General features: G+C 64.8%; 28 protein-coding genes. 11 read left to right on the forward strand and 17 right to left on the reverse strand.

Going from position 1 to position 24,915, the window contains the following annotated elements:
* Nucleotides 1-124: 124 nt before the first annotated feature.
* From ACVWW6_RS30855 to ACVWW6_RS30865, 3 genes are all read left to right on the forward strand, one after another.
* The gene (locus tag ACVWW6_RS30855; protein WP_456681956.1) at nt 125-745 is read left to right on the forward strand and encodes a BA14K family protein; all 621 of its coding nucleotides are present in this window, start codon (nt 125-127) and stop codon (nt 743-745) included.
* Between the two features lie 236 nt (nt 746-981).
* Nucleotides 982-1,398, forward strand: coding sequence for a response regulator (locus ACVWW6_RS30860; RefSeq protein WP_011087050.1), 417 nt, complete (start codon nt 982-984; stop codon nt 1,396-1,398).
* Nucleotides 1,395-3,650, forward strand: coding sequence for a CHASE3 domain-containing protein (locus tag ACVWW6_RS30865; protein ID WP_456681957.1), 2,256 nt, complete (start codon nt 1,395-1,397; stop codon nt 3,648-3,650). Before ACVWW6_RS30860 ends, ACVWW6_RS30865 begins: the two co-directional genes overlap by 4 nt.
* A gap of 58 nt (nt 3,651-3,708) precedes the next feature.
* Here ACVWW6_RS30865 and ACVWW6_RS30870 read toward each other — a convergent pair whose 3' ends face one another.
* On the reverse strand, nt 3,709-4,605 hold the full coding sequence (locus ACVWW6_RS30870; protein ID WP_456681958.1) for a DMT family transporter: 897 nt from the start codon (nt 4,603-4,605) through the stop codon (nt 3,709-3,711).
* Nucleotides 4,606-5,368: 763 nt separating this feature from the next.
* Between ACVWW6_RS30870 and ACVWW6_RS30875 the strand changes: the two genes are divergently transcribed.
* The 3 genes from ACVWW6_RS30875 to ACVWW6_RS30885 all read left to right on the forward strand — a co-directional run bounded on the left by ACVWW6_RS30875 (nt 5,369) and on the right by ACVWW6_RS30885 (nt 12,196).
* On the forward strand, nt 5,369-9,133 hold the full coding sequence (locus ACVWW6_RS30875; RefSeq protein ID WP_456681959.1) for a vitamin B12-dependent ribonucleotide reductase: 3,765 nt from the start codon (nt 5,369-5,371) through the stop codon (nt 9,131-9,133).
* A gap of 1,098 nt (nt 9,134-10,231) precedes the next feature.
* Nucleotides 10,232-10,747 (forward strand): ParB N-terminal domain-containing protein, encoded by a 516-nt coding sequence (locus tag ACVWW6_RS30880; protein ID WP_011087020.1) that lies wholly within the window; start codon nt 10,232-10,234, stop codon nt 10,745-10,747.
* Between the two features lie 651 nt (nt 10,748-11,398).
* Nucleotides 11,399-12,196, forward strand: coding sequence for a transglycosylase SLT domain-containing protein (locus tag ACVWW6_RS30885; RefSeq protein WP_456681960.1), 798 nt, complete (start codon nt 11,399-11,401; stop codon nt 12,194-12,196).
* A 112-nt stretch (nt 12,197-12,308) separates the two neighbouring features.
* Here the strand turns inward: ACVWW6_RS30885 and ACVWW6_RS30890 are convergent, their stop codons facing one another.
* From ACVWW6_RS30890 to ACVWW6_RS30905, 4 genes are all read right to left on the reverse strand, one after another.
* On the reverse strand, nt 12,309-12,590 hold the full coding sequence (locus ACVWW6_RS30890) for a hypothetical protein (RefSeq protein ID WP_456681961.1): 282 nt from the start codon (nt 12,588-12,590) through the stop codon (nt 12,309-12,311).
* Nucleotides 12,591-12,934: 344 nt separating this feature from the next.
* Nucleotides 12,935-13,228 carry a hypothetical protein gene (locus tag ACVWW6_RS30895; RefSeq protein ID WP_060911814.1) on the reverse strand — a complete coding sequence of 98 codons (294 nt, stop codon included), beginning with the start codon at nt 13,226-13,228 and terminating at the stop codon, nt 12,935-12,937.
* A 167-nt stretch (nt 13,229-13,395) separates the two neighbouring features.
* Nucleotides 13,396-13,737 (reverse strand): cytosolic protein, encoded by a 342-nt coding sequence (locus ACVWW6_RS30900; RefSeq protein WP_246740261.1) that lies wholly within the window; start codon nt 13,735-13,737, stop codon nt 13,396-13,398.
* Nucleotides 13,716-14,003: a hypothetical protein gene (locus tag ACVWW6_RS30905; protein WP_011087017.1), complete on the reverse strand. Its 288-nt coding sequence runs from the start codon at nt 14,001-14,003 to the stop codon at nt 13,716-13,718. Before ACVWW6_RS30905 ends, ACVWW6_RS30900 begins: the two co-directional genes overlap by 22 nt.
* Nucleotides 14,004-14,191: 188 nt before the next feature.
* Between ACVWW6_RS30905 and ACVWW6_RS30910 the strand changes: the two genes are divergently transcribed.
* Nucleotides 14,192-15,172: a hypothetical protein gene (locus ACVWW6_RS30910; RefSeq protein WP_370204407.1), complete on the forward strand. Its 981-nt coding sequence runs from the start codon at nt 14,192-14,194 to the stop codon at nt 15,170-15,172.
* Between the two features lie 86 nt (nt 15,173-15,258).
* Here ACVWW6_RS30910 and ACVWW6_RS30915 read toward each other — a convergent pair whose 3' ends face one another.
* From ACVWW6_RS30915 to ACVWW6_RS30925, 3 genes are all read right to left on the reverse strand, one after another.
* Nucleotides 15,259-15,771 carry a hypothetical protein gene (locus ACVWW6_RS30915; RefSeq protein ID WP_028171210.1) on the reverse strand — a complete coding sequence of 171 codons (513 nt, stop codon included), beginning with the start codon at nt 15,769-15,771 and terminating at the stop codon, nt 15,259-15,261.
* A 377-nt stretch (nt 15,772-16,148) separates the two neighbouring features.
* On the reverse strand, nt 16,149-16,508 hold the full coding sequence (locus ACVWW6_RS30920) for a cytochrome c (RefSeq protein WP_246740263.1): 360 nt from the start codon (nt 16,506-16,508) through the stop codon (nt 16,149-16,151).
* A 100-nt stretch (nt 16,509-16,608) separates the two neighbouring features.
* The gene (locus tag ACVWW6_RS30925; protein ID WP_404522472.1) at nt 16,609-17,061 is read right to left on the reverse strand and encodes a pyridoxamine 5'-phosphate oxidase family protein; all 453 of its coding nucleotides are present in this window, start codon (nt 17,059-17,061) and stop codon (nt 16,609-16,611) included.
* 189 nt (nt 17,062-17,250) lie between these two features.
* Here ACVWW6_RS30925 and ACVWW6_RS30930 point away from each other — a divergent pair, with 189 nt between their 5' ends.
* A complete protein-coding gene (locus ACVWW6_RS30930; protein WP_018644642.1) occupies nt 17,251-17,424 on the forward strand; it encodes a hypothetical protein in 174 nt (57 codons plus the stop codon).
* A 110-nt stretch (nt 17,425-17,534) separates the two neighbouring features.
* Nucleotides 17,535-17,885 (forward strand): zinc ribbon domain-containing protein YjdM, encoded by a 351-nt coding sequence (locus ACVWW6_RS30935; protein WP_028171207.1) that lies wholly within the window; start codon nt 17,535-17,537, stop codon nt 17,883-17,885.
* A 2-nt stretch (nt 17,886-17,887) separates the two neighbouring features.
* On the opposite strand, the gene ACVWW6_RS30940 is transcribed toward ACVWW6_RS30935, so the two are convergent.
* The 3 genes from ACVWW6_RS30940 to ACVWW6_RS30950 form a co-directional block, all read right to left on the reverse strand.
* Nucleotides 17,888-18,289, reverse strand: coding sequence for a VOC family protein (locus ACVWW6_RS30940; protein WP_456681962.1), 402 nt, complete (start codon nt 18,287-18,289; stop codon nt 17,888-17,890).
* A 126-nt stretch (nt 18,290-18,415) separates the two neighbouring features.
* On the reverse strand, nt 18,416-19,336 hold the full coding sequence (locus ACVWW6_RS30945) for a DMT family transporter (RefSeq protein ID WP_456681963.1): 921 nt from the start codon (nt 19,334-19,336) through the stop codon (nt 18,416-18,418).
* A gap of 23 nt (nt 19,337-19,359) precedes the next feature.
* Entirely contained in the window at nt 19,360-19,587 is a 228-nt protein-coding gene (locus ACVWW6_RS30950; protein ID WP_304553132.1) for a nuclear transport factor 2-like protein, read from the reverse strand.
* A gap of 129 nt (nt 19,588-19,716) precedes the next feature.
* On the opposite strand from ACVWW6_RS30950, the gene ACVWW6_RS30955 reads away from it, so the two are divergent.
* The gene (locus ACVWW6_RS30955) at nt 19,717-20,301 is read left to right on the forward strand and encodes a bifunctional transcriptional activator/DNA repair enzyme AdaA (protein ID WP_304553131.1); all 585 of its coding nucleotides are present in this window, start codon (nt 19,717-19,719) and stop codon (nt 20,299-20,301) included.
* Here ACVWW6_RS30955 and ACVWW6_RS30960 read toward each other — a convergent pair.
* The 4 genes from ACVWW6_RS30960 to ACVWW6_RS30975 form a co-directional block, all read right to left on the reverse strand.
* Nucleotides 20,268-20,414 (reverse strand): hypothetical protein, encoded by a 147-nt coding sequence (locus tag ACVWW6_RS30960; protein WP_202633018.1) that lies wholly within the window; start codon nt 20,412-20,414, stop codon nt 20,268-20,270. The two genes, ACVWW6_RS30955 and ACVWW6_RS30960, sit on opposite strands and share 34 nt — an antisense overlap.
* A gap of 328 nt (nt 20,415-20,742) precedes the next feature.
* Nucleotides 20,743-20,991, reverse strand: a complete 249-nt coding sequence (locus ACVWW6_RS30965; protein ID WP_304553128.1) for a hypothetical protein — start codon at nt 20,989-20,991, stop codon at nt 20,743-20,745.
* A gap of 171 nt (nt 20,992-21,162) precedes the next feature.
* Nucleotides 21,163-21,366, reverse strand: a complete 204-nt coding sequence (locus ACVWW6_RS30970) for a hypothetical protein (protein WP_028171201.1) — start codon at nt 21,364-21,366, stop codon at nt 21,163-21,165.
* A gap of 163 nt (nt 21,367-21,529) precedes the next feature.
* Nucleotides 21,530-21,694, reverse strand: coding sequence for a Flp family type IVb pilin (locus ACVWW6_RS30975; protein ID WP_202633019.1), 165 nt, complete (start codon nt 21,692-21,694; stop codon nt 21,530-21,532).
* Between the two features lie 330 nt (nt 21,695-22,024).
* Between ACVWW6_RS30975 and ACVWW6_RS30980 the strand changes: the two genes are divergently transcribed.
* Complete coding sequence (locus tag ACVWW6_RS30980) at nt 22,025-23,311, forward strand: hypothetical protein (RefSeq protein WP_456681964.1); 1,287 nt, start codon at nt 22,025-22,027, stop codon at nt 23,309-23,311.
* Nucleotides 23,312-23,315: 4 nt separating this feature from the next.
* On the opposite strand, the gene pdxY is transcribed toward ACVWW6_RS30980, so the two are convergent.
* Together pdxY and ACVWW6_RS30990 are read right to left on the reverse strand one after the other, a co-directional pair.
* Nucleotides 23,316-24,128, reverse strand: a complete 813-nt coding sequence (gene pdxY, locus ACVWW6_RS30985; RefSeq protein WP_456681965.1) for a pyridoxal kinase — start codon at nt 24,126-24,128, stop codon at nt 23,316-23,318.
* A gap of 134 nt (nt 24,129-24,262) precedes the next feature.
* A complete protein-coding gene (locus ACVWW6_RS30990) occupies nt 24,263-24,904 on the reverse strand; it encodes an FMN-binding negative transcriptional regulator (protein WP_456681966.1) in 642 nt (213 codons plus the stop codon).
* Nucleotides 24,905-24,915 lie beyond the last annotated feature (11 nt).

Genomic DNA, 24,915 nt, shown 5'->3' on the forward strand with positions numbered 1-24,915 from the left:
CGCGATCCGTTCATGCCGGGTACAGCGACCGCGTGAAAATCTCCCCCTCACACGCGCACACCCGCGTGAGTCCAGGAACCTCCGCCCTTTCAAGGGGTTTGCTCCCTGGAAAAGGAGTTTGAACATGAACAGTCTGAGAGTTCTAGGCGCGGCGGCAGCCTTGGCGCTGGTCCTTCCGATGGCGACACCGAGCTTCGCGCAGGGCCGTGGCGGTGGCCATTTCGGCGGCGGGGGCGGTGCTCACTTCGGCGGTGGCGGCGGCGCTCACTTCGGCGGCGGTGGCGGCGGCGCCCGAATGGGCGGTGGCGGCTTCAGCGCCGGTCCACGGATCGGCGGTGGCGGCGGCAATTTTGCGGCTGGTGCAGTGGCGCGTCCCGGCCTCGGCACTGCTCCGTCGTTCAGCGGTGGCGGTGGCCGCAACTTCGCAGCCGCCGGCAGCAACTGGCAGGGCGGTGGCGGCAATTGGAACGGCGGCTGGCGTCATCATCGTCGCGGCGGGTTCTGGCCCGGTTTCGCGGCAGGTGCTGCTATCGGCGGCCTCGGCTCATACGCCTATTATGGCGGCGGGTATTACAACGATCCCTACTACTACGGCGACGACAGCTACTACGACGAGCCGTCGGTGGCGGTCGTTCCCGACAGCGGCGGCGATTCCGCGGGCTACTGCGCGCAGCGCTACCGCTCCTACGACCCGGCGTCGGGCACCTACCTCGGTTATGACGGCCTGCGTCATCCCTGCCCGTAACCGCAACTACAATGCTTGACAGAAACGGCGTCGCAGCGATGCGGCGCCGTTTTCGCGTGTGCTCCGCTTTCACCAGTTGCGCGTGCACCTGTTCCCACGACGATATGTACAAGTCGACGCAAACGGACCTTTATTCACCGCACCGTGCATATCTACCCTGATCCAATCCAAAATTGACCCGACCCACGATTCGCGGATATCACCAATGCGGGGACTTCGATCTACTGGGAAAGGTCATGCCGCGTATTCTCGTGGTAGATGACGATCCGATGGTCGGCGCGACCATCGAGGTCCTTCTCCAACGTCAGGGCTTCGACGTTACGCTGGCCGACGGCGGTGAAGCGGGACTGGCTGCGCTGGAAGCGCAGACGTATCACGTGATGCTGGTCGACATCTTCATGCCGCATATGCGCGGCTTCGAATCCATCCGCATCTTTCACGAGCGCGCGCCGGCGATCCCGCTGATCGCGATGTCCGGTTACGCCTTTGCATCGTCGGCCTCGCCCTCTCCCGATTTCCTCCGCATGGCGCTGGAGCTCGGCGCAACGCGTTGCCTGCGCAAGCCGTTCACGCCGGAAGCGCTGCTGACGACAATCCGGGAATGTCTCGCGGGCGAGAGCGCACAGCCGAAGGACAAGAAAGAAGCCCCTTGATTCCAACGCAGCGCGTCATTCTCGGTGCTGGACTTGCAATCCTCCTGATCATCACCGCCGCCTCGATCGGCCTCGACGTCAAGTCGCGGTCCGACTCGGCGTGGGTCAGCCGTACCGTCCAGGTCCAGAAGAAGATCTCCGATCTGCGCGTCCTGATGCGCCGCGCCGAGAGCGCCGCGCGCGGCTACGAGATCTATCGCAGCCCGGCCTTCAGCGACGAATTCCAGGCGGTGCATGCCCAGATCGCGCCGGCACTCGCCGACCTCAAGCGCGGCGTGGGCGACAACCCCGATCAGGTCACGCTGCTGGAGGGCACCGAGCCGCTGGCGCTGCGCCGGGTCGAGATCGCTGCCGAGGCGATGCGCCTGCGCGCCATGAATGACCAGGCCGGCATTGCCGCGCTCAACGGCAAGGCCGAGGGCCGCGGCCTGATGGACACGGTGATGGGCAATCTCGACCGTCTGAGCGCAGAGCAAGAACGATTGCTCGCCGCGCGCTCCCAGGATTCGCGTCGCACCGGCATCGTGCTGCTCGGCATCGATGTCGCCGGCGCGCTCGTGATCCTGCTGCTGGTGGTGATGGTGATGCGCGAGAGCCGGCGCACCGAGGGCGCGCTCAAGAGCACGCTGCTGGAGACCACCGCCGCCAAGGAGCAACTCGAGGCGGCGGTGGCCGAACGCACCGAACATCTGGTCACCGCGCATGACGAGCTCCGCCTGTCCGTCAACGTGCTCCAGAGCACCTTTCGCAGCATGGCGGAGGCGGTGCTGGTCATCGACGTCGACAGCAACGTTCTTCTGTCCAATCCGGCCGCGGAGCGCATGCTGCTGCACCGCACCGGCATGAACCTGAGCAGTCTGCGGGTGCTGTCGGACGTCTTTCATGGCGACGGCGTCACGCCGATGAAGGCCGAGGAGCTGCCTTCGGTGCGTGTGCTGCGCGGCGAGGAGTTCGAAGACCTGGAGATGATCGTCCGCCCGCACAGCGGCAATCAGGTGCGCCACCTCATGATCAGCGGCCGTCCGATGCGGGACGGACAAGGCGAAATCTCGGGCGCCGTGCTGGTCTATCACGATGCGACCACCTCGCGCGAGACCGAGCGGCAATTGCAGCAGTCGCAGAAGCTGGATGCGATCGGCAAGCTGACCGGCGGCGTCGCGCACGACTTCAACAACATGCTGACGGTGATCTCGGGCAATACCGAGACGCTGGTGGCGAGCCTGAAGCAGCAGCCCGAGCTCCAGCGCGTGGCGCGCCTGATCGACGATGCCGCCGAGCGCTGCGCCGAGCTGATCCAGCACCTGCTCGCCTTCGCACGCCGGCAGCCGCTCCAGCCGCGCAACGTCGAGATCAACGCCGCGATCACGGACATCGCAAAACTCCTGCGCCCCACCCTCGGCGAGCAGATCCAGATCGAGACCGTGCTGGAACAGGGGCCGATGACCGCGCACATCGATCCGTCCCGGCTCACCAATGCCGTGCTCAACATGGCGATCAACGCCCGCGACGCCATGCCGAACGGCGGCAAGCTGCTGCTGGAGACCCACCGCGTCGTGCTCGACGAGGCCTATGCGCAGGCCAATGCGGACGTGGTGCCCGGCCCCTACGTCATGCTCGCGGTCAGCGACACCGGCACCGGCATGCCGCTGGACATCCAGGAGAAGGCGTTCGAGCCGTTCTTCACCACCAAGGAGGTCGGCAAGGGAAGTGGCCTCGGCCTCTCCATGGTCTACGGCTTCGTCAAGCAGTCCGGCGGCAACATCAAGATCTACAGCGAGGAAGGCCACGGCACCACGATCAAGCTCTATCTGCCGCCGGGCGAAGGCATGGCGGAAGTGGCCGCGACCGTCGCGCCTCAGGCCGAAGGCGGCGCCGAGATCATTTTCGTGGTCGAGGACGATCCACTGGTGCGCAACTTCGTCACCGCGCAATTGCAGAGCCTCGGCTACCAGACGGTTGCCGCGCCCGACAGCCGCGCCGCGCTGCAGGCGATCGAGGCCGGGCAGGCCTTCGATCTCCTCTTCACCGACGTCGTCATCCCCGGCGGCATGAGCGGGCGCGAGCTCGCCGAGGAAGTGGCCAGGCGGCGGCCGGGACTGAAGGTGCTCTACACCTCCGGCTACACCGACAACGCCATCGTCCACCACGGCAAGCTCGACGACGGCGTGCTGCTGCTGACAAAACCCTACCGCCGCAACCAGCTCGCCGAGATGATCCGGAAGGCGCTGGGCGGCGCCGGGATGGCGGTCTAAAGCGTTTTCAAGCGAAGTGGATACCGGATCGCGTAAAGAAAACGCGTCAAACAAGAATCTAGCGCGTCGCCAGCAACACGGCACCGAGCGTGAAGACCAGCGCCGCGATCTGCCCTGGCCCGAGCGGCTCGTGCAGTGCGATCGCCGAGGCCACAACGCCGATGACCGGTACGGCCATGGTCCCGATCGCGGCAACCGAGGCCGGCAGGCGGGCCAGCGCGGCGAACCAGCTCACATAGGCGATGCAGAACTGCACCACGGTCGAATAGACCAGGAGCCACCAGCCGACCGGCGTCACCAGCTCCAGATGCGAGGTCTCGATCAGCAGACCGACGATCGAGATCGGCAGGCAGCCGATCCCGATCTGCCAGGCCGCGGCCGTGATCGGCGGCAGGCGGATCGGGTACTTTTTCGAGAACACGGTGCCCAGGGCAAAGCCGAGCGCGCCGAACAGCGCCATGATGATGCCTGGCAGCTTCGCCGCGCTGGCGGCAATGCCGTTGCCGCCCATGATCGAGGCGAGGCCCACGAAGGCCATCACCAGCCCCAGCGTGCGCAGAACGGTCGGCCGCTCGCCCAGCACCGGCCAGGCGATGATCGAGGCCCAGACCGGCATGGTGTAGGCGATCAGCGCGGCCTCGCTGGCGGGCAGCCAGAGCAGCGCCAGGCCCATCAGCACCATCCAGCCGGTGACGTTGAGGACGGCGGCGGTCAGCAGCCGCGGCCAGATCTCGCGCGCCACCTTCAGGCTGTCGCCGCGGACCAGGGCGAGCGCCGCCAGCAGACCAGCCCCGAGCACGCCGGTCACCCCGCGCAAGGTCAGCGGCGGCAGCTCGGCGAGCAGGAATTTCGTCACCGGCCAGTTGAAGCCCCAACCGATCGAGGTGATGGCAAGGAACATCAGGCCGGCCGGGGCGATGCGCGGTCGCAGCACCGGCCGAGTCGAATCAAGCATGTGGGGTACCCGGCAAAATCGCGGTCAGCTTGGCGCGGATTCGCGCCCCCCACCACCACCTCGGCGGGCATGCCTGCCCTCACCTTCCGTAAGGCTACGTGAGTCCTGCTGGCGCAACCCCATTGCCCAAAAATATACCTGCCCTGTGAAGAGCGGGGTGAAGGGTTCCGATCACCACCGGACACAAATTTTTTCAGTTGGGAATCCCTGAGGACTCACTGATACTTGCCTCCACAACAGGCGCGGGCTTGCCCCCTGTTATCCCCCGCAATCCACCATATTTAGTATTTGATTCAGGAACTCGCACTAGTTCTTGACGGGCGCAACGGAGAGTCCTAGCTTTCGGTCCGTTCGGCGCGAGTGAGTTTGCGTCCCGCCGGCACTCCCCCAAAGGGTCTCGCAAATCGTCACTCCGCCAGCCAGCCAAAGGCAGCGGGATGAGGGCTTGTCTGCCCGCGGTAAGCGGACTTTTCGGGCGCCAGAACGGGCCGGCAACAGGCTCGGATGGCATCGATAGAAGTTGTGACGTTGTGGGGCGTTGAACGCATGTCGCGCGCATCCCGTTGGGGCGGATGAGCGTGGACATGCCGGCGGGTGATCGATGCACGCATCGAGAAACCGCGCCGGGAGAAACTGGGCCGGATCCACCGGCTGAACTGCGAAGCCTTAAGGCCGGACGGCCCGGGAGGAATCGCGAAGCGAAATGTCGACCCGGCTGCCTGAACGGAGGCGGTTCGGTCAAAGATAAGGACGGGGCAAGACCATGCGGATTGAGCGGCGGCACACCACCACGGGACAGTCACCTTACGCCGGGATCGATTTCCGGCTGACCACGTCGGAGATTCGCAATCCCGACGGCTCGGTCGTGTTCAAGCTTGATAATGTCGAGGTGCCGACCGAGTGGTCGCAGGTCGCCTCCGACGTCCTCGCCCAGAAGTATTTCCGCAAGGCCGGCGTTGCCGCGCGCCTGAAGAAGGTCGAGGAGGAATCCGTCCCCTCCTTCCTGTGGCGCTCCGTGCCCGACACGGAAGCTCTTAGCCAGCTGCCCGAGAAGGAGCGCTATGTCAGCGAGCTCAGCGCCAAGCAGGTGTTCGACCGCCTCGCTGGCTGCTGGACCTATTGGGGCTGGAAGGGCGGCTATTTCACCAACGACGAGGACGCCCAGGCCTTCTACGACGAGCTCCGCTACATGCTCGCCATGCAGATGGTCGCGCCGAACTCGCCGCAATGGTTCAACACCGGCCTGCACTGGGCCTATGGCATCGACGGTCCCGGCCAGGGCCACTATTACGTCGACCCCTTCACCGGCAAGCTGACCAAGTCCAAATCGGCCTACGAGCATCCGCAGCCGCACGCCTGCTTCATCCAGGGCGTCGGTGACGACCTCGTCAACGAGGGCGGCATCATGGACCTCTGGGTCCGCGAGGCGCGCCTGTTCAAATACGGCTCCGGCACCGGCTCCAACTTCTCGCGCCTGCGCGGCGAAGGCGAGAAGCTCTCCGGCGGCGGCCGCTCGTCCGGCCTGATGAGCTTCCTCAAGATCGGCGACCGCGCCGCCGGCGCGATCAAGTCGGGCGGCACCACGCGCCGCGCGGCCAAGATGGTCGTGGTCGACGTCGATCACCCCGATATCGAGACCTATATCGACTGGAAGGTGAAGGAGGAGCAGAAGGTCGCAGCTCTCGTCACCGGCTCCAAGATCAACCAGAAGCACCTCAAGGCGGTGCTGAAGGCCTGCGTGAACTGCGAAGGTTCGGGCGACGACTGCTTCGACCCTGAGAAGAACCCTGCCCTGCGCCGGGAAATCAAGCTGGCTCGTCGCTCGCTGGTGCCCGACAACTACATCAAGCGCGTCATCCAGTTCGCCAAGCAGGGCTACAAGGACATCCAGTTCGACGTCTACGACACCGACTGGGATTCGGAAGCCTATCTCACCGTCTCCGGCCAGAACTCCAACAACTCGGTCTCGCTCAAGGACGACTTCCTGCGGGCCGTGGAAACGGACGGCGACTGGAATCTGAACGCCCGCACCTCCAAGAAGGTGACGAAGACGCTGAAGGCGCGCGACCTCTGGGAGAAGATCGGCTACGCCGCCTGGGCGTCGGCCGACCCGGGCCTGCACTTCAACACCACCATGAACGACTGGCACACCTGCAAGGCGTCCGGCGACATCCGCGCCTCCAATCCGTGCTCGGAATACATGTTCCTGGACGACACGGCGTGCAACCTCGCCTCCGCCAACCTGCTGACGTTCTACGACGTCGCCACCAAGCACTTCGACGTCGAGGGCTACGAGCATCTCTGCCGGCTCTGGACCGTCGTGCTCGAAATCTCGGTGATGATGGCGCAGTTCCCGTCGAAGGCGATCGCCGAGCTCTCCTACGAGTTCCGCACGCTCGGCCTCGGCTACGCCAACATCGGCGGCCTGCTCATGACCATGGGCCTGCCCTATGACAGCAAGGAAGGCCGTGCGCTCTGCGGCGCGCTGACCGCTGTGATGACCGGCATCACCTACAAGACCTCGGCGGAGATCGCCGCCGAGCTCGGCACCTTCCCCGGCTACAAGAAGAACGCCGCGCACATGCTGCGCGTGATCCGCAACCACCGCCGCGCCGCCCATGGCCAGTCCAACGGCTACGAGGCGCTCAGCGTCAACCCGGTGCCGATGGACCTGGTCTCCTGCCCGCAAGCTGACCTCGTCAGCCACGCGCAGGCGGCCTGGGATGCGGCGCTCGAGCTCGGCGAGAAGCACGGCTATCGCAACGCCCAGACCACGGTGATCGCGCCAACCGGCACGATCGGCCTCGTCATGGATTGCGACACCACCGGCATCGAGCCCGACTTCGCGCTGGTCAAGTTCAAGAAGCTCGCCGGCGGCGGCTACTTCAAGATCATCAACCGCGCGGTCCCCGCAGCGCTGCGCGCGCTCGGCTATCGCGAGAGCGAGATCGCGGAGATCGAGGCCTACGCCGTCGGCCACGGCTCGCTGTCCAACGCGCCCGGCATCAACGCCTCGACGCTGAAGGCCAAGGGCTTCACTGACGAGGCCATCGCCAAGGTCGAGAAGGCCCTGCCGACCGCCTTCGACATCAAGTTCGCCTTCAACAAGTGGACCTTTGGCGAGGACTTCATCCGCGACCAGCTCGGCATCGGCGCCGAGGCGATCGCAGCCCCCGGCTTCGACCTGCTCCAGGCCGTCGGCTTCACCAAGCGCGAGATCGAGGCGGCCAACGTCCACATCTGCGGCGCGATGACGGTGGAAGGTGCCCCGCACCTCAAGGCCGAGCACTATCCGGTGTTCGACTGCGCCAATCCCTGCGGCAAGATCGGCAAGCGCTATCTGTCGGTCGAGAGCCACATCCGCATGATGGCAGCCGCCCAGCCCTTCATCTCGGGTGCGATCTCCAAGACCATCAACATGCCGAACGACGCCACGGTGGAGGACTGCAAGTCCGCCTACATGCTGTCGTGGAAGCTCGCGCTGAAGGCCAACGCGCTCTATCGCGACGGCTCCAAGCTGTCCCAGCCGCTCAACTCGCAGCTCATCGCCGACGATGAGGACGAGGACGATGCGGTGGAATCGCTCTACGAGAAGCCGATGGCGGCGCGCACCGCCCAGGTCTCGGAGAAGATCGTCGAGAAGCTGGTCGAGCGCATCATCGTGATGCGCGAGCGCGAGAAGATGCCGGATCGCCGCAAGGGCTACACCCAGAAGGCGGTCGTCGGCGGGCACAAGGTCTATCTCCGCACCGGCGAGTATGACGACGGCCGTCTCGGCGAGATCTTCATCGACATGCACAAGGAAGGCGCGGCGCTCCGCTCCTTCATCAACAACTTCGCCATCGCCGTGTCGCTGGGCCTCCAGTACGGCGTGCCGCTCGACGAATATGTCGACGCCTTCACCTTCACCCGCTTCGAGCCGGCGGGCCCCGTGCAGGGCAACGACAGCATCAAGTACGCGACCTCGATCCTCGACTACGTCTTCCGCGAGCTCGCGGTGAGCTACATGTCGCGCTTCGACCTCGCCCATGTCGATCCGACCGAGTCGAACTTCGACGCGCTCGGCAAGGGCGTCGAGGAAGGCAAGGAGCCGGACGAGGGCCACCACGCCTCCAAGCTCGTGTCGCGCGGCCTCACCCGCTCCCGCACCGACAACCTCGTCGTGATGCGCGGCGGCTCCACCGCGGTCGCGCAAGGCAACGACAGCGCGCCATCAGGCGGCAGCAAGGTCACGGCGCTGGCCTCCCACGGCGCGAGCGCCCGGGTCGGCGACGTCCTGGAAGGCGCGGTCGCGCTGAAGCAGGAAGTGAGCCACGACCTCTCTCCGACGGAGAAGCTCGAAGCCCTCCAGTGGAGCAAGTCCGGCACCGCGCAGACCCTGGTGCCCTCCAAGGCCGAGCGCCGCGCGGAAGCCAAGGCCAAGGGCTACGAAGGCGAGATGTGCTCGGAGTGCGGCAACTTCACGCTGGTGCGGAATGGCACCTGCATGAAGTGCGATACTTGCGGAAGCACGACGGGGTGTTCGTGAGGGGGTAGAACGTCTCGAGGATCGTTAGATCCGGACATATGCAAAGGGCGGCCGAAAGGCCGCCCTTCTCATTTCAGCAACCTCATCCGCTTAATGCGTCGGATCGCTCTTGCGCTGACTCGCGTTTTGCCGGCTCCATCTGCGTGAGGTTCCCGCAAGCGTAGCCCGGATGCCCCACAACCTCCATCCGGGCCACTCGCTCCTCACCGCTCATCATTGGCCACCGCATTGCAGCGTGCCCGTCTCGCAGCTCGCCTCGCCGCCTTCCTCGCAACCCAGCGCGCGCGAAACTGCTTTGCGGCACGAAAGGTTCGTGGTGCCACGACCTGAAATGCCATTGAGGCTATTCCGGCGACCATTCCTTTCACCACGTCGAAAGCGAAATCGGGTCCAAAATACTCCCACATGACCCTGCCTCCTTCTCGCGAAGGCTCCGCCGGGCGGAATGGGCAGATTGCGAACATGAAAAAGCCCCGTCCGTCACCGGCGGGGCCTCGGGAAAATTTCTGTGCGCCTTGTTCAGCGCACGCGAAATCTCTCGGTACACCCGCTCATGGTGGACTCGATGAACCAGCTGCAAAGCATGGCCGTGCGATAAAAAACGCCCATAGCGATCACCCAGAAATTTCGAAGAACGAAGGCGCCAGATGCGCAAGGCCAAACGCGCGCACGAGGGGCCGGTTGGCGGCAGATAAACCGACTGGACGGCCGCCGTCTGTGGAGCAATTCACAATTGCGGTATGACTTTTTTGGGGCGCGCTGCGGTTAGCTCGTAGGATGGGTTGAGCACTTGCGAAACCCATCATTCGATCGCGGCAATCGATGGGTTTCGCTACGCTCTACCCATCCTACGTGATCCAAATTACGGTGACAGTGCACTAAATTCACTCGCTCCGTCCCGCCGATCTGCGGCTTCGGCTCGCGCTTGGTGGGCGGCGTCAATTAAGTGTACTGTCGCCGTAATCGCAGATTGGTTCCGGCTTCGATGCTCATCAATGCTCTACCGCCGAAATAGCCTTTGCGGTCGAGCTCTTCCCTCCTAAACTCCCAACCCACCGGCATGGGTTCCGACGGGCCCGGTAGAAGCGGAGTCAAGTTATGCCCAAACCGGAGAGCTTCCCGATCGAGAAGATCTTCGTTCCCACGAAGCAGAAGAAAGCTATCAAGCCCGAGATCGTCGGGGAGATCGCGGAAAGTATTCTGGACATCGGACAACAGGCCCCCATTTCCGTTCGGCTCGACGGAGACCGCCTCGTTCTGGTCGAGGGACTGCATCGGCTCGAAGCCTGCAAGGCGCTCGGTGAGACAACCATTATCGGTGTCCTGGTCCCGGCCGAGCTTGCTCAACACAAGCCGCGGCTGTCCGAAGGACCCGAAGTCGAGGCAGAGCGCATCAAGATGGCGCGATTGAAAAAGCTGCGCCTCGAGAAGGAAGCCGCAGAGGCATCGACTGCTGCCTTGAAGGGCGTCAACGCAACGGAAGCGCCACGCCCCCGTCCGGCGAAAGGCGTCCGCGGCAATCCGAAGGCATCACTGGACCGGACTGCGGAATCGACACGGAAAACATTGTCGGACTGGATCACGCAGCAAAAGGGCAACGGCGGCCGCTATTGATTGTCGGCTCCAGAATTTCTGCGACTACAGTGACAGTGCACTTAACCGGCCCATCAACTTAGATTGAATGCACTGTCACCGCCACCAAGCCCGGCGCAACCGGTTACTCGGTGGCCGCTGCGCCAAGACCGGCTAGTAGCAAGGGGGGTAAGGTTCGTAGCCGCAGCGGCGATAGCCACCGTAGGCTCCGTAAGCCCCGTAAGCAGCAGCACCAACCGCAGCAGCTCCGACGCCCACGGCAACTCCACGGCGCACGGCTGCACCACGATAGACGCCACCGCGATAGACACCGCCGTGATAAACACCAGCGCGACCAACCCCAACGCCTCTTCGATACGCGAAGGCGTCCGTCGAAACAGTCACGATGCAGGCGATGCCAATGATGACGGATGCGGTAAGTGAAACGATGGTTCGGCGCGACATGACCACACTCCTTCCGGGACTGGAAGGTCGTCAGCGTAAGTCGCCAATGAGCGGGTTTGTTGATTTAGAACAATGCGGGCCGCGATCTGGCTGCCGAGTTCATGACGGGACAGTGAAGCTGTCACGCTTACCTTCATCGGCATCAGCGAGATCCACACCGATTTCGGCTATGTACCTGACGTGCGCGACGCAAGGCTCACCCCGTCCTACCCGCTCCCCACAAGACCCATGCCAAGAAAAAGCAGTCGCCTCGTCCCCCGCCTTCGCAGCCTCCGGCGGGGCACTCGGTGGGTGCGCAAGACGTTCGCGCGCGCACCGCGGGTGGTTCGGATTGCGGGCATTGCGGCGATCCTGCTTGCGGCTATCGCGCTCCTGAACATCGCCTATCAAATGATCCGCAAGCCGACCGAGCTGTTTGTCTTCGTCGGCAACTCCCTCGACAAGGAGCCGGCCGAGACCTGGCGGCAATACGGGCCGCTCTTCCGCACCTATTCCACCGCGACGATCACGCCCGAATTGCTGGCCGCGCTGGCGCAGGTCGAGAGTTCGGGGAATCCGGTGGCGCGCACCTACTGGCGCTGGCGATTGAGCTTCAATCCGCTCGCGATCTACCGGCCCGCCTCCAGCGCCGTCGGCCTCTTCCAGATGACCGACCCGGCCTTCGCTGAAGCGGCGCGGTTCTGTGTCCGCGGCAATGCGGTCACGGAGACCGGATGCGGTTCTACCTTCCTCTACATCCGCGCGATCCCGAGCCACGCCATCGAGCTGGCGTCGGCGTATCTGGATCGCCAGGTGGCCATGGTTCTCGGCCTCGCGGGCGATGTGAAGGCTACCGCACAGCAGAAGCAGGATCTGGCCGCCTTCATCCATCTCTGCGGCGCGGGTCCCGCCACCGCCTTTGCGCGCCGCAAGTTTCAGATGGTGGCCGGCGCGCGCTGCGGCGATCACCTCGTCGCGGGCTATGTCGCCAGGGTCAACGCGATGAAGCGGCAGTTTCTGCGGCTGGCGGCGGATGGCGACGGTTAGTCCGTAGACGGTTAGTCCGTAGGATGGGTAGAGCCCTTGCGAAACCCATCATTCCACGACGGCTATTGATGGGTTTCGCTTCGCTCTACCCATCCTACGAACTGCGAACTATTCACCACCAGTACGGCCACCGCCATCCCTCATAGCGAACATATGACGGCACCAGCGGCGGGCCGTAGGGATCGACCCGGTCGTCTTCGGGGCGATAACGATAGCGGGGAATGACATTGTAATCCCACGGCGTTGGCCTCAGGACGGGCGCCGTGACGATGAGCCTCTCTTGCGGTGCACGAACGACTTGCGCCTTCCGCGCCCGGGCTTCAGCGCCTGATATCCCGAGGTTGCACAGCACCAGCGCCGTTCCGAGAGCGCACACGACGGCTATTTTCTTCATGCGTTGGTCTCCTTGCGACGAGAGTGCAAAAGGACTCAAGGCAAGGCAAGCGAATTCGCTCTCGACCTGCATGAATGACGCTCTCGGCCCTGGCGGATTTCGGCTGCCGCTCACGAGGCCTGAAGAGGTGGGTTTCACAACCTGCGGCGCCTGGCAGGTTGCGAAGCCAACTCCACCGCTCGCCCGGCCAGCGAAGCCGGACTTGTCCCGCCGAAGCTCCGAGAGCGAAGGCGGGAGCGATACCCATCATTCGGGATGACGGGTTTCGCCGGGGGCCCAACCTGTCCCACGTTCGACGTGCCGTTGGGTCCCGTCAGTGCCTGGACTTCAGTCCCCTCTGGACTTCAGTACGCTCGCTTTGTGCTCGTGCCGGTGGTCGGCCTCGTGCTCGCGCCGGTCGTTTGACCTGGAGCGGCGTTCGTCGCGGCGGGGCTGGTGGTCTTCGAGGCCTTCGCGTGGCGCATCGCGTGACGCTTCTTATGTCCGGGGGCGTAGCTGGAGGCGCCCGGCTCGCCTGTCTTGGAACCCATTTGCTGCATCTCCTGACCTGGCGCCTTGCTCGACACACCCTGAGCAAACACGGCTGGTGCTGTCGCCACGAGAGCGGCAGCAGAGAGCGCAATGATCTTTGCTTTCATGTCGTCCTCCTCTCAACATGCCCTCCCAATGCAACGAAATGAACCAACGCCCGTTCCCCTGAACGGTTGTTCATACTGAGAGCAACCCCGCTCAACCCATCCCCTTTCGCCGCCGCACCGGGATGATGGGTCTTTCGAAGCGGATCACGCCGCGAGACAAAACCGGATCACGAGGATTCGATCAGCATCGGTGAACCGAGCTCTTCGAAATGAAAGAGCTGAAAGACCCGCTGGCCGTTGAAGTCGAGCACTCTCAAATCATCGGTCTCGTGCAGATTGCTTTCGACCGCGTGAAAGTGCCCGCCGTAGCGCTCCCTGGCGAGCGACAAGGGAACCTCGAACGCGACGAACTTGCCAATACCTTTTTGCCTGAGCACCCCAAGGAGCTTTTGGTCGTTCAGGGATTGGTGCGAGGTGAGAATGAGCAGCGGACCGCTCGCGGTGAGCAGCAGAAGCGATTTCATCGGATCCTCCTTTGCGCCCCGCCCTACCTGATCTTCGCCAGGCACTCCTTCAGGCGCTCCAGCTCCGTCCGAACTTGTGCCTCCATGGCGTCTTGCAATGCGAGTATGCCCCTGCTGGACAGTTCTGCAGAGGCCTTTTTGTCCAGATTCTGCTTCCAATCCCGGATGCCCTGCCTGGTCGCCCTTTGCGCCTCCGACGTCGTCTTGACGTACTCCTTCATGCAGGCGTCGGCCATCGCGCATGTCTGGCACTCCTGGGCGGCGGCCGGACTTGAAAGAAGCAGGGCGAGTATCGCGGTGGGGACCCTCATGGCGCTTCCTCCCCCGACAGCATAGCACGTCGCAGGGATTCCTGGGGGAGCACGGCTGTTTCAGCAACCGTGGCCCGCCATAATTTCTCCTTCGCACGCGCGTTGTGTTGGACAAATGTGAGGCCTATCCTTCCGACGATCGGACTGCCGCACTCCCATGAACGCCCGACCGGATGGAGCGCGCATCGATGCCTGAAGCGAACGACCCCAAACCTGATGTCCAGAAGCCCGATGCCCACAAGCCTGGCGAGGTGCGCGCCGATGGCGGACTGGCGCGGGCCTACGACCAGATCAAGAGCGCCAATGAAGACCTTGCGCGGCTGGACCGGCTGGTTTCCGGAATGGAACACGGCGGCGAGGCCCTACGGACCTCGCAAGCCAGCGCCGGTACGACAGCAGCCGAGCCCCCTAAGGACAAGGCGCCGGATCGCAACGTTCGCGATCAAGGCCTGAAAGGAGATCGGACCATGCTGCGCGCTTTGGTTGGCCTCGTGCTGGCGATCGGCATTCTCGGTGCCGCCTTCGCTTCGCAATATCGTGATGAGGCCAGGTCGATCAGCAAGTCGATCATGGCGCGATGGGCTCCGCCGGCCAGTCAGCCCCGGCAAACGGCCGCGGTTGAAACTCCGGCGCAGCCGACGGCACTGCACCTGGCGGCGGCGGATGAACCCAGTCCGGTGCCCGCACCGCCGCCCGGCAAGGAAACGCAAAGCGCTGCTCCAACGCCTGGCGCTCCAGCACCTGGCGTTCCGAGTCCTGGCGCCACACCGCCTGACCAGTCATCGTCCGATCTTGCGCAATCGCTCAAGACCATCACGGGCGAGCTTGCGAACATCAACGGTAAGCTCGAGCAACTGAAAAGCCGCAACGAGCAGACGCTGCGCGAGCAGGCCGACACCATTCAACAGCTCAAGGCGGCGCAGCAGAAGGATGCGGCGGACAATGCGCGCCTCGCCGCGCAGGTCCAGGCGCTGCAAACGCAACTGACGGCGTCGTCCACGCCTGCGGCCGCGAAACCCGTCGTGCGGAGCGTGGTGAACAACGATACGGCCGCGCCTGCACGGCCGCACGTGCAGGCGGCCGCACCTCGGCGGCCCAGGCCGCCGCCGCGCGGCCCCTGGATGCCGCCGCCCTATATGGCCGACCCTTACGGCGATCCGGATTGGTAAGCAGTTAGGGCGGCTGAGCCGGCGGCTCGCAGGACGGGGGAGCGCTGGCGCCCACCCCATCCCGCGAACGACGCTCTACGCCCGCCTCACCGGACCTCGCACACCGACACCTTGGCCGCGATCCCGGTCAGCTCGCGCTCTGGCATTGCAAGCTCCTCATCCGGATCGGGGGCCTCGCCGACCGAGACGTCCTTCATGCGACGCTTGACCTCTTCGCATGTCCTGCGGACGTCCTCCGTGAACAGCGCGCATTCCTCGATGCGCTTGAAGATCTTCCGCCCCTCTTCACGATACCCCGCCGCCGTTTCGCGCATGAAGGCAATGGCATCGTGGACCTGGGCTGTCAGCGCCTCGCATTTTTGCGCGGCGTCGATCAGCTCGGCGCCCATGGCCTCGATCTCCTTTGCAGCGGACTCATAGTCGCGAACCACCGCCTCTGCACTGAGCGCGCCGACCCGCGTGACCCCCTCGGTGTGCTCGACGTAATCAGGAAGAGCAATTGAAGCGATCGAGCTTCCCGCGCGGACCGATGCAATGTCCGCCTCGAGTTGGACCAGGTTCACCCCGTCCCGTCTGCGCAATTGTTCAACACTTGCCATGATCAGTCCCTCCCAATACATGACCCCGAACCCCAAACGGCGATCAGTGTATTCCGTGGGTAAGCGGCCTCCTAACCCGATCTGCCGTTGACAGCCTCAGCTCTGCCATTTTTTCCCAATTTCGGGCGCGGCACGCAGCGATGATCGATGTCATCGGCGCTCAACCTGTCCTAGTTGCGGTTCGCGTGGCGGGCTCGTGGACGCGTGAGCGGCTCGCGGCGGGCTACGAGCCTCAGCCGCCGCACCTGCCCACCGTGCCATCATACCCCTGTCTTGCCCGACGGGTCAAATTCACTTCGGTATTTCAGAACAATTGAAATCGCTGGCAATTTCTACTGTGCATGGGGTTGTTTTCAACATTTTTGCCGGGAGCGCGCTCAATCGCCTCTCAGGCTCAGAATGTAGCTCGACAGCGCCTCGGCCTGCTCCGGCGAGATCACCAGATTGGGCATGTTCTGGTGGCTGGTCCGCCAGAACACCTTGAGCGACAGCGCGGTCGTTCCTTTCCGATCGGCGATGGCCTGGAAGCTCGGAGCCAGGTCGAAGAATCCGGCCATGTGCGGCTCCACGGCGTGGCACGTCTGGCACCACGCCTGCGCCAGGCGATGTCCTTCCTCTGCCGTGCGTGAGGAAGGCCTCGATGCCCCCGCGGCCGTGTGGACGACGCTGAACAGAAACAGCAACGACAACAGGATCAGGAGGCCGAGGCCGATATAGATTCGAACGCTGCGCGACATGGTTTCACCTCGCCATTGCTGCGTAACTCGAAGCGTAGGTCGGTGCGAGCAGACCAGGTTGACCTGCATCAAGAGAGCGGATCCCGGCAGGACAACTCCCTCAGCACGCCACAAGGTCGGTGTGGCCAAATCCCTTGGAATAGTCGAGCAGCGAGATCACCGTCGGCGTCAGCGCGATCAGGCGAACCTCGGACGGTTTCGGCACGGCGAGGCCGGTGGCCTTCTGTTCCGGATAGCGTGCCATCAGCAGGCCGATCGCCTTCTCGGCTTCGGCCGGATCGGTCAGGATTCGGGCCCGCGCCGCCATGGACACGCCGGTGATCTCCATCACCTGCGCCGGGTCGTCATCGATCGCAAGCGAGACCCGATCGTCTCGCGACAGGTTTTGCGCCTTCTGGCTGTCGATGCCGCACAGGAAATAGATGGTGAAGCCTTCGTTCGCGTAGCCGACGGTGGTGACCTGCGGCCAGCCGTCCGGCCGCAGCGTCGCGATCCGCATGGTGCGGTGCTGGTCCAGCAAGGTCTGGATCTTTTGTCTGATCAGATCGTCCATCGCGCCCTCCGCAGATCTTCCTCGAGAAGGATAGTGAGCGGCTCGCGCAATGGGGTTGATGCACCTCAAGTCACGGCGGCCGGCATTGACGGAATCATGGCCTCACGGGATGGGTGACGCGATGCCCATCGCGAAGATGACGGACATCGCATACGCTTGCGCCCATTCCACGATCGGGGAGATATCACCATGAACGGCAACCGCTATTACGGCGTCCGCGTCGAGGGCGCGAAATACGGCGTCGGCTTCGGCTCGGCGCTCGCCATCGCGATCTCCTACACCAACAACCATTCGATCCTGTGGGCGATCATCCACGGCATCCTGGGCTGGCTCTACGTCATCTTCGTTGCGCTGTTTCGGTGACATCGCACCGGCAGGCAGCCGCCTGCACGCGCACGCCCCAGCTTTCCCTTGCATTCTCCGGTTCCGCCCCTACGGTGCGCCGCGCAACGCCACCCGAGACGAGACCTGCCATGCCCGACGCCATGAAATGCCCGAACTGCCAGTCGGAGCACGCCTATCAGGACCGCGATCTCTGGGTCTGCCCGGAATGCGCCCATGAATGGAGCGCTACGGCCGGCGCTGCGGCGGATGCGCCGCAGGAGGCGGGCGTGCGCGATGCCCATGGCAACGTGCTGACTGATGGCGATAGCGTCATCGTGATGAAAGACCTCAAGGTCAAGGGCTCCTCCTCCGTCGTCAAGGGCGGCACCAAGGTCCGCAACATCCGCCTCCAGGACGCCACCGACGGCCACAACATCGCCTGCAAGATCGACGGCATCGGCGCGATGAATTTGAAGTCGGAGTTCGTGAAGAAGGCCTAGCGCTACGCGCCCAGCAGCGCGTCATATCCCTTCGCGCTGAACGCCAGCAGACAAAACCCGTGCCCGAACGGATCGGCCAGCATCGCGATCCGTCCATACGGCGCATCGCGCGCGGGCGCCTCGAGCAAGGCACCGGCGCGCACCGCGCGCGCGACGGCGGCATCGACATCGTCAACGACGACATCGACATGCAACGGCGTCCAGTGCCGCTCGTAGCGGCGGCGGTCGCTGCCGGCGCCCAACGTGCCGGCCTGCTTGGTCAGCAGGTACACCGGCGCCGGCCAGCCGAGCAGTTCGACGAAGTCGGCGCCGAAGCGGCGGCCGACCGTCAGCCCGAACGCTTCGGTGTAGAAATTCGTGGCGGCGGCGACGTCGGGGACGTCGATGTTGAGCAGGAAGGTCATGGCGGGCTCGTCAAGTTGCGGCGTGCCCGGGAGCGTAGCCGGGATGGAGCGTCGCGCAATCAGGGATAGTGCCGCACGTCCAGCCCCGGATTTCGCTTGCGCTCCATTCGGCTTGCGCCGATGCGTTCACCGCTGCCGTTGCGCCAGATAAAACCCGCACAGCACCGTCACGAGGCCCGCAGTCTGCAACATCGTCGGCGGCTCGCCGAGCAGGAGCCAGCCGGTGAGCAGCGTCAGCGCCGGCACGCAGGCCGGGAACACCGCCGCGCGGGCAACGCCGAGCCGCTGGACCGAGACGGCGAAAAGATAGAGCGCTGCGGGCCCCGCGAGCACACCCTGCGCCAGCGCCTGGATCGCATTCTCCGTCACGCCGATCGCAGCGACGCGAGCGGGCCCGCCGGTCAGGAGATAGGCCGGCAGCAGGAGCAGCGACAGCACGTTGATGACGAGCGCCGCCGAGACGGCGGAGACGCGCCAGTGGCGCAGCAGCGCGCCAAAGCCTGCGAACATCAATCCGGTCAGCACGAAGATCAGATCGCCCTGCACGCCGTCGGCGCCGATATGGCCGATCGATTCGGCGCCGATCACGCCGAGGCCGCCGACGATGACGATGGCACCGGCAACGCGCGAGGCGGAGATCTTCTCTTTGAGGAACATGGCGGCGAGCAGCAGGCCGCCGAGCGTCGCGGAGGACGGCTGGATCACGCTGCCGTGGCCGAGCGGCACGAACAGGAAGCCAGTGTAGGAGATCAGCGACATCACGGGGCCGCCAAGCACCATCAGCGCAAGGCCCCTGCCCCAGCCGATACCGCAGAGATCGGAGATCCCGGCGCGGGCTACCAGCGGCAGGAACACGATGCCCGACCAGACGTAGCGATGCACCAGCAGATCGACCGGCGCGAAGCCGACCTTCAGCCCGTGCCGCGTGCCGGCAAAGCCGAGCGCCCAGAACAGCGCCGCCGACAGGCCGCAGACGACGCCGAGAAGCGCCGGTGCCGCGTCGTTCTTCTGAATGAGAGCGTCAGCGCCGCTCGTCCGCTGATCCATCGGCAAGCCTTATGTCAGCGCGCTCATCCGCTCAACCCACGCGGTTGCAGGTCTGGCACGCGGCGGAGACGCGAAGATTCCCGTAGCAACTCGTCATGCATGTGGTCCGTGTGATCGAGCACGACCGCGGTGGCGTTGCCCTTCGGCGCGATCCATTCCGCGTCGTCGGTGAACAGCGCGGCGATGCGCTCGGCGTCACGCGATGAAAAGGTCTTCCAGCCGTTCAGGACGACGTCTTTCGGGCAGGTCACGGCGGGCTCTCCGGCTGCATTGAATTGAGAGCCGCCTTCTAGGCCTCCATGCGCGTCGCGGCTCGCCACAATCGGACTCGGTCATCGCGCGGCCCTTCCGCCCGCACGGGCTTGCGCTATCATCCGGCCATGCTGAGCTTTGCGACCTGCGACGCCGCGCGCCTGCGCCGCGATCCCCGCTATGATGGCTGCTTCTTCACGGCGGTGAAGACCACGGGCATCTATTGCCGCCCGGTCTGCCCGGCCAAGCAGCCGCTGACGCGCAACGTCGCCTATTATCCAACGGCAGCTGCAGCCGAGGCCGCGGGTTTCCGGCCCTGCCTGCGCTGTCGTCCCGAGACCGCACCGTTCTGCCCGGCCTGGAACGGCACGCGCTCGACGGTCACGCGGGCGGTGAAGCTCATCAATGAGGGCGCGCTCGACGAGGCTTCCGTGGTGACGCTTGCGATGCGGCTCGGCATCTCCTCGCGTCATCTGGCGCGGCTGTTCGAGCGCCACGTCGGCGCAACGCCACAGCAGCTTGCCAGGACGCTGCGCGTCCAGCGCGCAAAACGCCTGCTCGATGCCGGCGGTCACACCATGACCGACATCGCGTTCCTGGCCGGTTTCGGCAGCCTGCGCCGCTTCAACGCCGCGTTCGCCGAGCTCTACGGCCGCTCGCCGTCAAGTTTGCGCGACTATCAGAAAAACCCGGGGCTGAGATCGAGGCCGTAGGTCAGGCTCAGCACGAACACGAACAACGCGGCGGCCGCGGACAGCGCAAGATGCCTGATGATGAACTCACGCGGCGAGGTGCTGGCAACAACGGCTTTTTGCGCAACGGGCATGAAACGGCCTCCAGTATGATTCCAGAATTGGCCGCTCAATATGCGGCGCGCGCATCAGGCGCCGTGATCTCCGAAACAAGTATTAAGGAGATCACACTCGTCTTGAACCGCCGTACACAACGAAGCCATCGCGCGATTCTTTTTCGGCGCCGGCTTCTCGATCCGCGCACGCACGACGAAAACGCGCTGGTCCCGCCCGCAAAGAAAAACCGCGCTCCTGCAGGAGCGCGGTTCCAACGTGACGCGGAAAATTCTGAAACCCGACGGTTGCGAATTCATGCACGCGACAGCGGCACGATGCGCACGCACCGTGCCTGTCGCATGAAGCTTAGCGGGCGCTGCCCACGGTCGCGGTCTTCACCTTGCGCGGCGACAGAACGCTGGCCTGAAGCGCCGTCACGCTGGTGGCGGGCGCCGAGGCCTGCTGCTCGACATGCGCGGCACCGAGCACGCGAACCTGCAACGGGGAAACCGGGAAGCCGTTGGCCTCATAGGCCGGCAGCTCGGCGGCGAAGGTGGCAGTCGAGCCCGCAATCGTGAGGGCGGCGACTGCGATCGACAGAGTCTTCTTGTTCATTGATGATGCTCCAGGAGGAAGTTTCGGAGCACATCTAAACCTGATTTGCTGCATTGCGACATGCGCCGCTGCATTGCAACAACGCGCTTGGCGCATGGCGATATGTTTAATGCGCACAAGGCCTTGGCCGAATCCCTGCCGGCTGCGACATGACGCCTTTATAGGCGCTGCTCAGCCACCGAGCACATTGCCCCAGCCGTCGAAGACATAGGCCTTCCAGGCCACGGTTCCATCGTCGCGCGGCCGGCTGGCCCGCCGATAATCATCCGCCTGTTCGGCGGTCCAGGTGATGATCCTGTCGGAGAGAAGATCGTGCAGGATGGCGGGCTCGGTGGGGTCGAAGGCGTCCATGGGACGAAGTGAGGAATGCGTCATGGCCGCACCAACGCGCAAGCCGCCGCAAGGTTGCAGCGAAAACACCGCGTCCAGACGATGCGCACAGACAAGCCTACCCGGCCCTGTCAGAGGGGGCGCATCATGATCGTCACGAAGCGCGGGCCGGACGCCGCACGCCTCGCGCGTCAGCATGACGAATAACTTATTTCAACGCGGTCGCCAGCGCTTGCAGCTTCGCAACGAGATTGGTGCCGAGCGCGTAGATGATCTCGATGATCGCAAGCGCGATCCCCGCTGCGATCAGGCCGTATTCGATCGCGGTGGCGCCGGATTCATCGGCGGCAAAGTCGGCCAACAGGCATTTCAATTTCAAAACTCGTGTCCTTCCCAACGAATACCGGACGTTACCGGTGCGAGAGGAATGCCAGACCGCAATCCAAGATTGAGTGAATTCAGCCGGCTCAATTTGACGACAATGAAAGCAGCATTTGCAGGCCATTTCCCGCTCCAAAGCCCCACGAAGCCGCAATGGAACTCGCGTTGCATCTTCGCAACACCCGCCGGAAAAGCCCGTTTTCAGCCATTTGCGCCATTGCGCCGCCACACCGTCCTCCGAACAATCGACGCGCTGCGTGCCTTTCTGTGCAAGACTGTTCGACGAGACGCGTTCGAACAGAACCGTTTGGAGGCAGGGATCATGGACGATCGGCGGTCTCTTCTGGTGGCAGTCGCATGCCCCTCGGCCGTCATGGCCGGCTGGCTGGCGCTCTCTCTGTCCGCCTATGCCCCTGCCCTCATCGAGAACAGCGGCGCCAATGCAGCCACCGTCTCACGCGCAAAGGATCTCGGCCGCCTCGACCTCGCCGACGTCCCGCGCGCTGCGACCATCGAAGATGGCATCGCCCTGACCGCCGACATCGCCGCAGCGGTGGCTCAAGCCCCCGAGCCGGCAAGCGCTGAAGCAGCAGTGCTCGAAGTGCCCGCCCCCGCCATCAAGCTCGCCTCGGCCGATCCCGCGCTGATCTTGCCGAGCACGCCGCCCGCGCCGGAGATCTTGCCCGAGCCGGCGCCCGTCGTCAGCGAGGCCGTACCGGTGCAGGAGCCCGTCAAGCTCGCATCCGCCGATCCCACCGAGATCGTGGCGACCGACGCGCTGTCGCCCGCGGCGATCGCGACCGGGCCGGCCGCAACCGAGAGCAAGGCCTCGCCGTCCGCCGACACCGTCGCCGTGCTCGACGAATGCTTCGTGATGGATGCCTGCATCGACCGCTATCTCTGGGCGCTCTACCAGCGCACTCCCAAGGAGGATTCGATCAAGGTCGAGGAGCGCCGCGCCGTCACCGTCAAGCGCAGGGGCAAGATGGTCACGGTGATGCGCAGCTTCACGAAGCTGGTCGACGAGGACTTCGGCTGGAAGGATCCGAAGGCGGCCGAGCACGCCGGCATGTCGATGATGGATTACGTCATCGGCGGCATGGACAAGAGTTTTAAGCGCAAGCTGTTCCGCACGCTGCTCGCGGCGGAAGCCGCCGGCCTCTCGCCGGGGATCACCAGCGCGTTCCGCGACGACTATCGCCAGTCGATCGCGAGCGGCCTGAAGGCCGCCTCAGACCGCTCCTATCATGGCGGCAGCACGCGCGGTGGCTACGGCCACGGCATGGCCGCCGACATCGTCTCGACCGCCGGCAACAACCGCGCGCAGCGCTGGGTCTCGACCGAGGTGCTGTGGAAATGGGTCGATGCCAACGGCAAGGCGCTCGGCATCGGCCGGCCCTATCTCGGCCGCGATCCGCCGCATGTCGGCCCGGTCGACGGCGCGGAATATGTATCGAAGCGCGGCTCGGCGGACCGCAGGGAAGCCGCCAACGCCAGGCCGAAGAAGATGCGGGCCATGGCCAGCGCCAAGCCGCCAAAGGCACAGGCCGCGCGTGAGAAGGCGAAGCCGCAGAAGTCGGCGCAATCGGCCGGCAAGCGGGCGACCTGAACCGTTACGGCTTCCGCGTCGGCAGCGGCACGAGACGCATCTCGGCTGATCCCGCTTCCTGCGTACGCACCAGCACGGCAAAGATGGTCTCGACCGCGAGCCGCACCGCCGCCTCCATCGCCTTTCCCTTGGCGACATGCGCGGCGATCAGGCCGGTGAGGAGATCGCCGGTGCCATAGGGGCGGATCGGCAGGCGCGGCGTCGCAAAGCGCGACAATTGCCCGTCGGCGCAGAGGATCGTCTCCACCTGCCCGTCCGGCGTATCCGCGAGTGTGCAACCGGTGGCGACGACGTCGATGCGGCCGGCCACCGCCAGCGCCGCGCACGCCGCACGCAAGTCCTGCGCGTCCGCGATCGTGATGCCCGAGAGCAGCTCGAGCTCGAACTGGTTCGGCGTGGTCAGGTTCGCCGCCGGCAGCAGGCGGTGCCGTACCACGTCCAGAATGCCGTCGGCGACATAGACGCGGCCGTCGTCCCCGATCACGGGATCGCAGAGATAGATGAGCTTGGAATTGCGGTTCAAGGCGCGCTCGACGAAATCGGCGACGACGGCGGCATTGCCGGGCGAGCCGAGATAGCCGGTGACGAGCACCGCGGCCTCGTCGACGAGATCGCGCTCCTCCACACCTTTCAGGAGATCGGCGACGAGCTCGGTCTCCAGCACCCGCCCGCGCAGGCTCGGATAGCGTGGATGGTTCGACAGCAACGTCGTCGGCACCGCCGCGACGTTCACGCCCTCCGCCTGCATGGCATAGGCGGCCGCGCTGTTGCCGACATGGCCGTGGACCACCTGGCTTTGAATGGAGATGACGAGCATGGGGCGGTCCGTAAGGTTAAATGCCGAGCGAGGCAAGGTAGCAAGCGCAGCCCGGATGGAGCGCAGCGTAACCCGGGACTGGCGCCGCGCGGTTAGCCCCCCGGATTTCGCTGCACTCCATCCGGGCGACAAGTCTAGGGCCTCTCATACCCAAGCTCCGGCCGCAGCGCCTGCATCTTCCGCGCCAGCCGCCGGTGCCCGGTCTCCTCCGACCTCGCCAGGTGGTCGGCGACCGCGACATGGTCCGCATCGCTCTTATGCTGGTTGAGCTTGGCCTGCCCCTCGATTTGGTCCACCACGAGATCGATGACGCGGATCGCAGCCAACATGCTCTCGCGCTTGTCCGGCTCCATCTGCGCGAGGTCCCAGGGCTGCTTCGGCAACCGCGCCTCGGCGACCGCGAGCAGCGCATCGCCGTGCCCGCGGTTCTCGTCGAGCCCGCGCAGATGCGCCACGCCCGACAGATGCACCGCCTCGTAGAGCCAGGTCGAGACGTTGTCGCGCGAGGAATACCAGTCGTTGGAGATGTAGGCATCGTCGCCGGCAACGATCAGCAGGAAACGCCTGGTACCGTCCGCGAGCGGCACGAGCGGATTCTTTGCGGTGAGATGCATCTGCACGATGACTTGCCCGTCGCGCTGATCCAGCACGAACGGCACGTGCGAGGCGCGCGGGCCGCGCTCATCCGCCGCAACGATCACGCCGAAGCCGCGCTGCCCAGCGAATTCCAGCGCGCGCTGCTCCTCGATGCGGAATTGGGGACGGAGGACATGCATGGCGCGGCGCT

Source organism: Bradyrhizobium sp. USDA 3311, assembly GCF_054062495.1.